Here is a 13,050-nt window from a genome sequence, read left to right as displayed (position 1 = left end):
GACCCACGCCATGAATATTACCAAGCTGACCACCTACATCGTTCCGCCGCGCTGGCTTTTCCTGAAGGTCGAAACGGACGAGGGGATTGTCGGTTGGGGCGAGCCAATCGTCGAAGGGCGCGCGCTCACGGTTCAGGCCGCCGTGCACGAGCTTGAGGATTACCTGATCGGCAAGGACCCGTTTCTGATCGAAGACCATTGGAATGTCATGTATCGCGGCGGCTTCTACCGCGGCGGCGCAATCCACATGAGCGCGATCTCCGGCATCGACCAGGCACTCTGGGATATCAAAGGCAAAGCACTCGGCCAGCCGGTACACTCGCTGCTCGGAGGCCAGGTGCGAGACCGGATCAAGGTCTATTCCTGGATCGGTGGTGATCGCCCCGCGGATGTCGCAAACAACGCCCGGGAGGTGGTGGCCCGTGGGTTCCAGGCCATCAAGCTCAATGGCTGCGAAGAGATGCAGATCGTCGATACCTATGACAAGGTGGAAAAAGCGGTCGAGACCATAGCGACCATTCGTGAGGCCATCGGGCCGCATGTTGGTATCGGCGTCGATTTCCATGGCCGCGTTCATCGGCCGATGGCCAAGGTGCTGGCCAAGGAACTCGAGCCCTACAAGCTGCTCTTCATTGAAGAACCGGTGCTTTCCGAGAACCATGAGGCGCTGAAGGAAATCGCCAATCACTCCTCGACGCCCATCGCGCTCGGCGAGCGGCTGTACTCGCGCTGGGATTTCAAGCGCATCCTGGCCGAGGGCTATGTGGATATCCTTCAACCCGATCTCAGCCATGCCGGTGGTATCACCGAATGCCGCAAGATCGCCACCATGGCGGAAGCCTATGACGTGGCGCTCGCCCCGCATTGCCCTCTCGGGCCGATCGCGCTCGCCGCCTGCCTGCAGGTCGATGCTGTCAGCTACAACGCCTTCATCCAGGAACAGAGCCTCGGCATCCATTACAACAAGGGCAACGACATCCTCGACTACATCTCCAACAAGGAGGTCTTCCACTATGCGGACGGTTTCGTCAGCATCCCTCAAGGGCCGGGGCTTGGGGTGGAAGTCAACGAGGAATACGTTATCGAGAAGGCCAAGGAAGGCCACCGTTGGCGCAACCCAGTGTGGCGCCATAGCGACGGCAGCTTTGCCGAATGGTAGGTTGGAGCGAGAATATGTCCGGTCGATTAAGTGGAAAGAAAATCTTTGTCACCGGCGCGGCGCAGGGCATCGGCCTGGCTATCGCGAAGGAGTTTCTCCGGCAGGATGCCTCGCTGTTCCTGATCGACAGGGATGCAGCGCTCCTGGCCGAACAAGCCGAGCGTCTCAAGCAGCTTGGCGGAAAGGTGGGCTACTGCTCGGTTGATATTACCGATGCAACGGCTGTCACCGCCGCGGTCAAGCAGGCAGCAGATGAAATCGGCGCGATAAACGCCCTGGTCAACAACGCCGGCGTCAACGTCTTCTCGCATCCCTTGGAGACCACCGATCAGGAGTGGGATCGGTGTTTCGACATCAACCTGAAGGGTGCCTGGAATTGCTGCAAGGCTGTGCTTCCTGACATGATTGCGATGCGGGGTGGCGTCATCCTCAACATCGCATCGACCCACGCCTTCACCATCATACCCCACACATTCCCCTATCCGCTGGCCAAGCACGCACTGCTCGGAATGACAAAGTCGCTCGGGCTCGAATATGCGGCCCACAATGTCAGGGTAAACGCCCTGGCACCGGGCTACGTGGCGACGCAGAAGGTCATCGATTACTGGGACAGCTTCCCAGATCCCGTCGCCGCCAAGGCCGAGACGATGAAGCTGCACCCGGGCGGGCGCATAGCGACGCCCGAGGAGATCGCGCTGGCCGCGGTCTTCATGATCTCGGACGAATGCCCATTCATGAATGCGACCTGCCTGACCATCGATGGCGGTCTGAGCGTGCAACAGCATCCATAGCCATTGCCTGGTGCGGTATAGATAGCAGTAGCGGGCCGCACGAATGCGCCGCCACTGCCTTGCTCCGACAACCGCGCACAGTGACGGAGCGCCTATCTTAGGCGTCTCGTCCGAGCAGATCGATCATGAAAACGTCAGGCTTACTTATTCACGTCTGAAGCGCCAGATCAGCACGACATCGCCGACCACCCTTCGCGGTCAGCACCCGCTCTCTGACGCGACAGCGTCACGCGTTCCATGGCCGCGCGTTGATGCGGTAAAGTGGCAGCGGACGCAATGAATTACGATCGCATCGTACAGCCAGTTGAGACAATCCCGTTACACTTTTCATACTATCCGGCACAATTCCATGACAACTCGTTGATAGCCTGGAAAGCGGACGGAAGGCTGACGCCTGAATTTTCCATCAATGAATTTCAACGCGGATACCAGAGCCATCCTTCAGGTCGCTCCGCCTTCGTTATTTTATAACTGTGAACGCGAAAAGGCTTTAGGCGTCGGCGCCGTCTTGCGCTGCGGGCTGGGGCCGCTTGCCGAAAGGGTAATCCACCATCACGTCATCGAGACGCGTCCGCGGTTCGTCGGGATCCAATTCACCTTCCGCCACAAACCGCATGAGCAGTTCAGCCGCTTCGATCGCGGGGCGATCCTTGACGGACAGATCATGCTGAGCGCGGAACTCGTTGAGCACCTGCCGCATAATGATCACCTGCCAAAGTTCTCCACGCATATCCGTCTCCCTTTTAGGACTATCGGTAAGCGGAAGTTACTTTAGAGTTGTCGCGGGGGTTTGCCGGGTCTGTAGGAAGTTTGTCGCAGGATTTTTCAAAACCGCTACATTGAGAATGATGTTCTGGCGGCCGTGGGCCGCCAGAAACGTCCGCCAAAACGCAACCCGACGGGAAAATGCCGGACGCTTTTAGATCGCCCGGCATAGTCTATTCACGAAGTGTTGGAAGTCACGGTAGGCTGCCTCTCGTCACCTAACTATGCGAGAAGAGGCACCAGCGCTCCAACGCTCGCCTTTGCGTCCCCATAGAACATCCGTGTGTTGTCCTTGTAAAAGAGCGGGTTCTCAATGCCGGAATAACCGGTGCCCTGTCCACGCTTGGAGACGAAGACCTGCTTGGCCTTCCAGACTTCGAGAACCGGCATGCCCGCGATCGGCGAGTTCGGATCTTCCTGGGCAGCCGGATTGACGATGTCGTTTGAGCCGATGACGATGACGACATCGGTCTCGGGGAAGTCGTCGTTGATCTCGTCCATCTCAAGCACGATGTCGTAGGGCACCTTGGCTTCGGCGAGCAGCACGTTCATGTGGCCCGGCAGACGTCCTGCGACCGGATGGATCGCGAAGCGCACGGTCTTGCCGCCGGCCCGCAGCTTGCGGGTGAGTTCGGAGACGGCCTGCTGCGCCTGCGCCACCGCCATGCCGTAGCCCGGCACGATGACGACGCTATCGGCATCGTTGAGCGCGGACGCCACGCCTTCGGCGTCGATGGCGACCTGTTCGCCCTCGATTTCCATGGCAGGACCGGTCGTCGTGCCGAAGCCGCCGAGAATGACCGAGACGAACGAGCGGTTCATCGCCTTGCACATGATGTAGGAGAGGATCGCGCCCGAGGAGCCGACCAGCGCGCCGGTGACGATCAGGAGATCGTTGCCGAGCGTGAAGCCGATGGCGGCGGCCGCCCAGCCGGAATAGCTGTTCAGCATCGACACCACGACCGGCATGTCGGCGCCGCCGATGCCCATGATCAGGTGGTAGCCGATGAAGAAGGCGAGCAACGTCATCAGGATCAGCGTCCAGACACCAGCATCGTTGGCGTACATCAGGAGCAGGATCAGCGACAGGATCGCGGCGGCGGCATTGAGAAAATGCCCGCCGGGCAGCTTCCTGGCCTTGCCGTCGACCTTGCCGGCCAGCTTGCCGAAGGCGACGACCGAGCCGGTGAAGGTGATCGCACCGATGAAGACGCCGAGGAAGACCTCGACCTTCATGATCGCGAGCTCGACCGGGGTCTTGTGCGCGAGAATACCGGCGAAGCCATCGAGTGCAGCGCGTGCCGCCTCATCCATGCCGGCAACGCGCCATGCTTCGATGTGGGCGTTGTAGCCGATGAAGACGGCGGCGAGGCCGACGAAGGAGTGAAGTGCCGCCACGAGCTGCGGCATCTCGGTCATCTGCACGCGGTTGGCCACGTAGTAGCCTGCGATGGAGCCGGCCAGGATCATCGGGAGAATGATGAACCAGTTGCTGACACCAGGGCCGAAAATGGTCGCGACAATGGCGAGCGCCATGCCGACAATGCCGTACCAAGCGGCGCGCTTGGCGCTTTCCTGGCCCGACAGGCCGCCGAGCGAGAGGATGAAAAGCACAGCCGCGGAGATATAGGCGGCCGAAACGATACCAATCGTCATATTGAAAATCCCTTGATATCCCTGGCCCGATCAGGACTTCTGGAACATGGCGAGCATGCGCCGCGTGACAAGAAAACCGCCCACGATGTTGATCGTCGCGACCAGAACCGACAGAGCGGCCAGGATGACGACCAGCCAGTTGCCCGAACCGACCTGCAGCAGCGCGCCGAGAATGACGATGCCCGAGATCGCGTTGGTCACCGCCATCAGCGGCGTATGCAGCGAGTGCGAGACGTTCCAGATCACCTGGAAACCGATGAAGCAGGCGAGCATGAAGACCACGAAATGGTTCATGAAGCTCGCCGGGGCATAAGCGCCGACCAGGAGCAGCAGCGCGGTGCCGATCAAAAGCAGGAAGCCCTGGCTCTTGGTCTGCGCCTTGAAGGCGGCCGCCTCGCGGGCCTTCTTTTCCTCAGCCGTCGGCTCCTTGGTCTTTTCCCTTGGCTTCTGGGCGGCGATCGCCTGGATCTTCGGCGGCGGTGGTGGATAGGTCACCGCGCCCTCGAAGGCGACGGTTGCGCCACGGATGACGTCGTCTTCCATGTTGTGGACGAGCTTGCCATCCTTGGCGGGCGTCAGGTCCGTCATCATGTGGCGGATATTGGTCGAATAGAGCGTCGATGCCTGCGCGGCCATGCGGCTCGGAAAATCCGTGTAGCCGATGATGACGACGCCGTTGTCAGAGACGATACGCTGGTCGGCAACGGTAAGCTCACAGTTACCACCGCGCTCGGCAGCGAGGTCGACGATAACGGAACCCGGCTTCATGGCGGCGACCATATCGGCCAGCCACAGCTTTGGCGCATCACGCCCCGGGATCAGCGCCGTGGTGATGACGATATCGATCTCGGGCGCCAGCTCGCGGAACTTCTCCAGCTGCTTTTCGCGGAACTCCGGCGAGGACGGTGCTGCATAGCCGCCGGTCGCCGCGCCGTCTTGCCCCTCGGCCTGCTGACCGCCCTTGAAGTCGAGGAAGACGAATTCGGCCCCCATGCTTTCGATCTGCTCGGCCACTTCCGGGCGGACGTCGAAGGCGTATGTGATGGCGCCGAGCGAAGTGGCCGTGCCGATCGCGGCAAGTCCGGCGACACCGGCGCCGATGATCAGCACCTTGGCCGGCGGAACCTTGCCGGCGGCGGTGACCTGGCCGGTGAAGAAGCGGCCGAAATTGTTGCCCGCCTCGATGACGGCGCGGTAACCGGCGATGTTGGCCATCGACGAAAGCGCGTCCATCTTCTGCGCGCGCGAAATGCGCGGCACCATGTCCATGGCGATGACGTTGGCACCGGTTGCCTTGGCCTGCTCCAGCAGCGTGGCGTTTTGCCCCGGATAAAAGAACGAAATCAGCGTCTGACCGGCACGCAGGCGCTCCAGTTCCCGCGGTTCGGGAGGGCGCACCTTGGCGATGATATCGGCTTGTTCAAACAGGGCCTCGGCTGTTTCGACAACCTCCACGCCCGCTGCGCGATAGGCTTTGTCGGAAAAGCCGGCCAGAGAGCCGGCGCTAGCCTCGATCAGACAGATATAACCCAGCTTCTGCAGTTGCAACGCCGATTCCGGTGTCATCGCCACGCGCGATTCGCCGGCTATAAGCTCCTTGGGAGCTCCAATTTTCAATGTCATGTTTATTGTACCCCTAACGGCGACCGGGTCGCGCTTATTCATTGAACGGCGTTTATGGCCGAGGCTGATCAACCAAAGACGTCAATACCTGTCCAGTACCGGAAAACGCGAATCCGGGCATTTCTGTCGTTTCATGAATCTGCTAATCGATTTTAATTTTAATTGCCACTGGATGCAGGTGCGACAAAAGATAGCGAGAGTGTGGCATCTCACTCAAAAACAATTGCAATCCCAAGGCCGCAGCGGATCGGCCCCATCGAGATTGAAGTCAGTAACCTGGGGCTTTCACGCGTGGCGGCCCTTCGCCGACAAAGGTAAGAAGCAACTTAGCTGTCCCGACGTGAACACGACCGCCTGGGATCTCCTTGACATCGCATGGTGGAGAAGACGTAGCGGGCTGGACCACAGTCGCGCGATCCGGAAGCGACCCTGTTTCCGATTTGTTATCAAAGCTGCAGCAACTCATTTTCTACTTGCCATAGGTCGGTGACCTCGACTGACATCCACTCGATTCATATCGACCGAGCTTCGAAAGTTGAAGGCTTATTCGGCATGTTTGGATGGATGATCATGGAAGCGCCAATGGGAAGCGCGGGAGCCCCCATGGCGACTTCATGCCGACAGTAGATATTGCACCTCTCACGACTTGTTGACTCACATACGGCTGAACAATAACCTGCGAGCTCAGTCGTTAGGCTTGTCCTCAGATGACGGATCTATCTCTTCAGCGGCGCCTTGCCGCCATCGTCGTTGCCGATGTGGTGGGATATTCTCGCCTGATGGAGGCTGATGAAGTCGCGACGGTGGAGAACCTCAGGGTACTCCGTTCCGGCGCTATTGAACCGGCCACGATGCGCCACAACGGTCGCATTTTCAAGGTCATGGGCGACGGATTTTTCATCGAATTCGCGAGCGCGTTGGACGCGGTCGCCGCGGCGTTGGAGATACAGCGGGCCACTGCCGCTGTTGAACTGGTTGGAGACCGCCGCCTGCCTTTGCGCATAGGCGTCAATGTGGGAGATGTCATCGGCGACGGCTCGGACATCCTCGGTGACGGCGTAAACGTCGCCGCGCGCCTTCAGACGCAGGCCGCATCGGGAGGCATCTGCATTTCAGCCGGCGTCCACGGCGAAATCGTCGGCAAGATCAACGAGCGGTTCTTCGATGCGGGCGAACGCTACCTGAAGAACCTGACCCGCCCGGTCCACGTGTGGCATTGGCCGGATGCGCTGCAGAGCATATTGCAGCTCCCCGAAGGGCCCTCGATCGCCGTATTGCCGTTCACCAATATGAGCGGAGATGATGCTGACGCGCATTTTGTCGACGGCTTGACGGAAGACTTGATCACCGACCTGTCCCGTACGGCCGGCCTGTTCGTTATCGCGCGCAATTCCGTCTATGTTTACAAGGGCAAAGCGGTCGACGTACGGCTGGTCGCCCAGGAACTCGGCGTCCGCTACGTTCTTGAGGGGAGCGCCAGACGCACGATGGGGCGTGTGCGCATCAACGCGCAATTGTTCGACGCGCTTGGCGGCAAGCACCTGTGGGCCGACCGGTTTGACAGGACGGTCGAAGATGTTTTCGAGCTGCAGGACGAAGTCAACGCCAAGATCGTCGAAGCCCTCGTCGGCCGGCTGACCGCTCCGGCGCAACGCAATCGTCCGAAGAACGTCGAGGCATACGATTTGTGTGTCCGCGCCCGCCTCCTGACGGAAGAGTCGCCGCAAACCGAGCGCGAGGCTTACATGTTGCTCCAGCGCGCGGTTCAGCTCGAACCATCATATGCCGAGGCGCTCGGTCTGCTCGCATATAATCGTTGGCTTGCCTGGACTCATTTCGGCGAGCCGGAAGATCCAAACCGGGCGATGGCAGTGACGCTGGCGCAGGAAGCGGTCGACATGGATCCCAACGATGCCGACTGCCGTTACATTCTGGGGACCATCATGGCTTATGAGCGGCGATGGGAGGAATCCGAGACAGCCTTCGCAAAGGCCCTGGAGCTGGACCCCAACCACGCCGACACCTGGGCTGCCATGTCGGACATGTCCGTGCTGGATGGCAAGATTGCCGCCGGCTTGGCGCAGATCGAAAAGGCCCTGCGGCTTAATCCCTATCCAGCCTGCTGGTACCTTTGCCATCTTGGACAGGCGCAATACGCCGCGCACGACTATCAGGCGGCGAAAGCCACACTCCGCAGGGAGGAGACATATCGCACCAACTCACGCAAATTCCTGGCCGCTACGCTTGCGCAGTTGGGCGACCATGAGGAAGCGCACCGAGAAGCGGAATTGTTCCTGATCGCCCACCCTCATTTCACGATCGACCACTGGTTAAACTCCCAGCCGCTGCGCGACATAGATGTGCGGGACCACTTCATCGATGGCTTCCGGAAAGCTGGCTTGCCGGAGAGGTGAACGCGCCAGATCGTCGGGGGTGGGATCGCGGATTTCAGCAAGCAAAGCCACTGCCGACAGACTGGGGTAGCGATGGAAGCACACCGCCCCCATCGCTTGGCTAGCCTCGTCAGTTCACCACGACAACTTCATGGTCGGCGATGGCGTCGACAACGAAGGTCACGTAGTTACCGTCGGTCTTTCCTTCCACGGTCTTCCCACCAACACGCAGGTCGATCTTCGCGGGCGCCTTCTCGATGCGAAGGCGGACAGTGACCGGACCGATCGGAACGAGGTCATATTGTCTTCCTGGGACGTTCGAGAGCAGAAGCCTGTTGTTCAGGTGAAGGATCTTGCGGCCTCCCTGACGGTAGAGCTCAGCAATGATAACACCGTGGGTGCCCGACAGCGCCACCTTTCGTTCGTCGCCGATCGCGTAATTCACTGCGTTCGCAATGATCAGCGCGTGGTCGGGATTGGCGTCACGCCCATAGCAACGGTCCAAGTCGGCCACGAACCAAATGAGCTTGCCGCCGTTGGACGTGGTTTTGATGGTGATGGCCGGAGTGTTTGATTTTGGTTCTCGCATCCAAGACGTTTCCGGCGGAAAGATCGGGAAGTCCGAAATGTAGGTTGCCAGCACCTCGGTCGATGCATCCACTTCAACCGTGTGGGAAGGAAGCCGCCGAATGGGACCATGTTGGTCTCCTCGAGGCCCCGGAAGATAGGATTGCGCTACCGCTCGGTGATCTAAGTTTTAGGTCTGCATCCCCGGCAATGCCGGGTCATTTCTCGGTGCAAGTCAACAGCGAGGAGTCCGCATATCCGGTACAGTGATGGGAGTGAGGACTGTGGGGCCGCTTGAACGGATCGCAGTCTGACCTCGGAGACATCGCCACTGCAATTTCGCAAGCGCATTCTGGTATTGTGCATTGCAGCATAGGAGTATTGCCGCTAGACTCGACGATTAAATGTTGGCGATATTCATGAACGAATCCAGTATTGCACAGTTGATTTTAACACTTATTATCGCCGGTGACATAGCCCCTAGGGAAGACCCCGGATTTGACATCGCAGTTTACCGCGTAAGGCAAGCGATCGAGGAAATTGTGGACGAAGCCCTAAAGCACGGGATCGTGGTTGACACCGACCAAGGGTCCAGGAAAGTTCAATAGAACAAAGCGCCTCAAAGGCCCAGCGGATTTCGAGAGACATTAACCATACTTGATCGGTATGTCCGATGCGAATTCCGCGAGATCTGGATAGAAGATCGCGGTCTGTATTTTTGCTGCACTACATTAGCCAAATTGCTTATGTAAGCACCGTTCTCAACTCGCCAATCTCGCGTTACGCTGTGCGTATGGAAATGAGACCCATACTCGCAAGGCTTAGGCCTGAAACTCAGTCGGAAAGTGTCGCCGATAAGCTTTGCGAGCTCGGGTTGGACATGCGTGGACTAAAACGCGAAACATCCGCTATGCTGCGCAAGGAGCATGAAAATATTTGCGCGGAGGGTTACTACAATCCAGCCTATGTCGCGATCCGCCTGTTCGTTTGGTATGTAACGGATAGCGGGAAGTTTGACGCAGCCAACCTTACCTCTCCAGGCGCACTGAGCAGGTCGATCTCAACCGTGCGGCAATGGACTGCTTCTGATCCAGCACAGGCGGCTGCGATGGAAATAGAGGTCACTGCGTTAAAACTGTTTCTTTTTACTGCCTTCGAGAACGTCAATGTTCCCCGTTACGCGAAGCTAGCCGCTCAAGACCGCTTGATGAATGCCTGAGGATGGGCGGTAAGTGTTTAATTGCGGCCTTTGTTGCGCTTGCTTTCGAGATGATGGCACCCGGATGACCCTTGCCAGATGAGAAGAACGTGGCCATTACCCTGTGATGGTGGCACTGTAGAAGGTGGTGCATGGCAGATGAAACAGTTTTGGTCGTTGGCGGTGCAGGCTATATCGGCTCCCACACATGTCTCGATCTCGCCAACAAGGGTTTCAAGCCCGTCGTTTACGACAACTTCTCCAACGGGCACCGCGAGTTCGTCAAATGGGGTCCAGCCGAAGAAGGCGATATCAGGGATCGCGCGCGCCTCGACGAGGTTCTGGCCAAGCACAAGCCCGCAGCCATCCTGCATTTTGCCGCCCTGATCGAGGTCGGTGAATCCGTCAAGGACCCGGTCGCCTTCTACGAAAACAACGTCATCGGCACGCTGACCTTGCTGGCAGCGGCCCAGGCAGCCGGCATCAAGGCTTTCGTCTTCTCCTCCACCTGCGCGACCTATGGCCTGCCGCAGAGCGTGCCGCTGGATGAAACCCACCGCCAGGTGCCGATCAATCCCTACGGCCAGACGAAATACATCGTCGAACAGGCGCTTGCCGATTACGACAAGTACACCGGCTTCCGCTCGGTCGTGCTGCGTTACTTCAACGCCGCCGGCGCCGATTTCGAAGGCCGTATCGGCGAGTGGCATCAGCCGGAAACCCACGCCATCCCGCTCGCGATCGATGCGGCCCTTGGCCGGCGCGACGGCTTCAAGGTGTTCGGCAGCGATTACGAGACCCGCGACGGCACCTGCGTACGTGACTATATCCACGTGCTCGATCTTGCCGATGCGCATGTCCGTGCCGTCGAGCATCTGCTGCGTGGCGGTGAATCGGTTGCGCTCAATCTCGGCACCGGAACCGGCACGACGGTGAAGGAACTGCTCGGCGCGATCGAAGACGTCTCCGCCAAGCCATTCCCCGTCGAATATGTCGGCCGCCGCGAAGGCGATTCGCATACGCTGGTCGCCAACAACGACAAGGCACGCGAAGTGCTCGGCTGGGTGCCGCAGCATGATCTCTCCCAGATCATCCGCTCGGCCTGGAACTGGCATTCGAAATCCAACCATCACTGATTTGCTGTGACACGGCTCCCAGAGCGATCGAAGAAGCGCTCAAGCGCGCCGCACTAGCATCGATATGCGTCTTCTCAGCGGAACATCTACCATTGTGTAGACGACCGCAGACAGGCCAACAAGGAAGGCCGTTCCTCCGATCACGACACCAGCCTGCATTATCCATGGCAAGTTCTGCGCTTTTGCCACGTAGCCCAAGACTTGGACGATCGGATAGTGGAGCGCATACAGCGGGTAGGAGAGGTTACCGCCCCAGGTCGCGCACAGCCGAGCGCGGCTGCCGAGATCGGCATTCAAGCATGCAAAGACAATTGCCGGCATTACAATCATCACGACGATCATATCGGCTGCCACCCTGGAGAGGCCAAGCGTGGGCGTTAGGAGAATGGCGACCAGGACGACCATCGCCGGGAAAAACATGTTCCTGGGGGCGAATGAACGATACCGATAGATCAGCATGCCGATGGAAAATGACCAGATCACCCGCGGAAAGCCGAACCAAAAGCCACTTGTATTGAAACCAAAGTTTACGTCACCTCTACTGCTGATCCCAATCAATAGCCAAAGACCGCTTACCACAACGATCACGAAAACAGACCACGGCGGCAGTCGAAGCCTTATATAGACCGCGAAAGCAATGTTGGCGAAAACCTCAAAGAACAAGGACCACATCGGTGTGTTCAGCGGGAATATCGATTGCTCAAGTGTCGGCGTCTTGAAAAACGACGTCTGAAGGATCGGCATCAAGCTCAGACCAAAGATTAGCGCAATTGCTACATCGCTCAAATGCCGCGTCTGATCGGGATCGGGTCGCCCAAGCTGCGCGATCACAGAAATCATCATACCCACGACAATCAGCGGCATGAGCCTGATCCATCGCTTCCAAAAGAAGGTGCCTGTGGATAGCGTTCCATCCTCGAGCTGTTTCCCGTACGCGTTGGCGATGACGAAGCCGCTCAGAACAAAAAAGAAATCGACCGCGAGGTAGCCGTTTGGAGCGAGATAGGGAAGATCGAGACGAGAGTGGAAGTGTTTGAAAAGGACAGCGAGCGCGGCGACGCCCCTTAGTATGTCCAAACCTTCATATCGATGTCCTTTCGAGTCGCCTCGCTCGATTTCGCCACGCAGTCTGAGCCATTGCGTTTTGATGAGTGATTGCATCGGTTGATCTCCGGTCTATGAGGATCGGCGCTTGAGCCACCGCCAAGCGCTCAAAAATCCACCCTTCCAATTCTGAGCCGTCGTAACGGTTCAAATTCAGGGATGGCATTGTCGCCGCCGCAAGCCGATCCGCAGTCCAAATCTTCTTGAAAGAACCGGCTTTCACGCTGGAGTCGACTGAATCCGACAAGGGCGGGTTGTTGCCTCGTCTGGGATGAATGTTCCGTCAGGCTGTTACCCATTTGCGCGCCTCCAAGTTTCTGGATGTCAATCTTCGTCGTCATCTACGGCCGAACTCGTCGACGATGCGGATGATGTCGTCTTCGCCGAGGTAGGAGCCCGTCTGGACTTCGATGAGTTCGAGCAGGATCTTGCCCGGATTGGCGAGACGATGCACTTCGCCAAGCGGGATGTAGACCGATTCGTTTTCGCGCAGCATCTGTACGTTCTCGCCGATCGTCACTTCCGCCGTGCCCTTGACGACGATCCAGTGCTCGGAGCGGTGGTGGTGCTTCTGCAGCGACAGCTTCTTGCCCGGCGTGACGAAGATGCGCTTCACCTGGAAGCGGTCGCCGTTGAAGATCGAGGTGTAGCCGCCCCA

At 58.7% G+C, this 13,050-nt stretch carries 13 protein-coding genes; 6 read left to right on the top strand and 7 right to left on the bottom strand.

Going from position 1 to position 13,050, the window contains the following annotated elements:
- Window positions 1–10 precede the first annotated feature (10 nt).
- Both dgoD and ACCD05_RS11965 read left to right on the top strand, forming a co-directional pair.
- A complete protein-coding gene (gene dgoD / locus ACCD05_RS11970) occupies window positions 11–1,159 on the top strand; it encodes a galactonate dehydratase (RefSeq protein WP_413392831.1) in 1,149 nt (382 codons plus the stop codon).
- Window positions 1,160–1,173: 14 nt separating this feature from the next.
- Window positions 1,174–1,950 carry an SDR family oxidoreductase gene (locus tag ACCD05_RS11965; RefSeq protein ID WP_413392829.1) on the top strand — a complete coding sequence of 259 codons (777 nt, stop codon included), beginning with the start codon at window positions 1,174–1,176 and terminating at the stop codon, window positions 1,948–1,950.
- Between the two features lie 490 nt (window positions 1,951–2,440).
- On the opposite strand, the gene ACCD05_RS11960 is transcribed toward ACCD05_RS11965, so the two are convergent.
- The 3 genes from ACCD05_RS11960 to ACCD05_RS11950 form a co-directional block, all read right to left on the bottom strand.
- Entirely contained in the window at window positions 2,441–2,680 is a 240-nt protein-coding gene (locus ACCD05_RS11960; RefSeq protein WP_413392827.1) for a hypothetical protein, read from the bottom strand.
- 257 nt (window positions 2,681–2,937) lie between these two features.
- Entirely contained in the window at window positions 2,938–4,371 is a 1,434-nt protein-coding gene (locus ACCD05_RS11955; RefSeq protein WP_413392825.1) for an NAD(P)(+) transhydrogenase (Re/Si-specific) subunit beta, read from the bottom strand.
- 30 nt (window positions 4,372–4,401) lie between these two features.
- A complete protein-coding gene (locus tag ACCD05_RS11950; RefSeq protein ID WP_413393067.1) occupies window positions 4,402–5,988 on the bottom strand; it encodes a Re/Si-specific NAD(P)(+) transhydrogenase subunit alpha in 1,587 nt (528 codons plus the stop codon).
- A 713-nt stretch (window positions 5,989–6,701) separates the two neighbouring features.
- Between ACCD05_RS11950 and ACCD05_RS11945 the strand changes: the two genes are divergently transcribed.
- Window positions 6,702–8,408, top strand: coding sequence for an adenylate/guanylate cyclase domain-containing protein (locus tag ACCD05_RS11945; RefSeq protein WP_413392823.1), 1,707 nt, complete (start codon window positions 6,702–6,704; stop codon window positions 8,406–8,408).
- 109 nt (window positions 8,409–8,517) lie between these two features.
- Here ACCD05_RS11945 and ACCD05_RS11940 read toward each other — a convergent pair whose 3' ends face one another.
- Window positions 8,518–9,048: a hypothetical protein gene (locus tag ACCD05_RS11940; RefSeq protein ID WP_413392821.1), complete on the bottom strand. Its 531-nt coding sequence runs from the start codon at window positions 9,046–9,048 to the stop codon at window positions 8,518–8,520.
- A gap of 325 nt (window positions 9,049–9,373) precedes the next feature.
- Here ACCD05_RS11940 and ACCD05_RS11935 point away from each other — a divergent pair, with 325 nt between their 5' ends.
- The 3 genes from ACCD05_RS11935 to galE all read left to right on the top strand — a co-directional run bounded on the left by ACCD05_RS11935 (window position 9,374) and on the right by galE (window position 11,288).
- A complete protein-coding gene (locus ACCD05_RS11935; protein ID WP_413392819.1) occupies window positions 9,374–9,562 on the top strand; it encodes a hypothetical protein in 189 nt (62 codons plus the stop codon).
- Between the two features lie 272 nt (window positions 9,563–9,834).
- Window positions 9,835–10,173: a hypothetical protein gene (locus ACCD05_RS11930; RefSeq protein WP_413392817.1), complete on the top strand. Its 339-nt coding sequence runs from the start codon at window positions 9,835–9,837 to the stop codon at window positions 10,171–10,173.
- Window positions 10,174–10,304: 131 nt separating this feature from the next.
- Complete coding sequence (gene galE, locus ACCD05_RS11925) at window positions 10,305–11,288, top strand: UDP-glucose 4-epimerase GalE (protein WP_413392816.1); 984 nt, start codon at window positions 10,305–10,307, stop codon at window positions 11,286–11,288.
- Between the two features lie 39 nt (window positions 11,289–11,327).
- On the opposite strand, the gene ACCD05_RS11920 is transcribed toward galE, so the two are convergent.
- From ACCD05_RS11920 to ACCD05_RS11910, 3 genes are all read right to left on the bottom strand, one after another.
- On the bottom strand, window positions 11,328–12,449 hold the full coding sequence (locus ACCD05_RS11920) for an acyltransferase family protein (protein ID WP_413392814.1): 1,122 nt from the start codon (window positions 12,447–12,449) through the stop codon (window positions 11,328–11,330).
- Between the two features lie 50 nt (window positions 12,450–12,499).
- Window positions 12,500–12,733 (bottom strand): hypothetical protein, encoded by a 234-nt coding sequence (locus ACCD05_RS11915; protein ID WP_413392812.1) that lies wholly within the window; start codon window positions 12,731–12,733, stop codon window positions 12,500–12,502.
- Window positions 12,730–13,050 (bottom strand): cupin domain-containing protein (locus ACCD05_RS11910; protein WP_413392810.1); only part of this gene is annotated, 321 nt, incomplete at its 5' end. The genes ACCD05_RS11910 and ACCD05_RS11915, both read right to left, overlap by 4 nt.

The organism is Rhizobium sp. Rhizsp42, from assembly GCF_047304155.1.
Taxonomy (GTDB): Bacteria; Pseudomonadota; Alphaproteobacteria; order Rhizobiales; family Rhizobiaceae; genus Rhizobium.
Note: the sequence above shows the minus strand (reverse complement) of the source record. Positions and strands in the feature narration are given on the sequence as shown.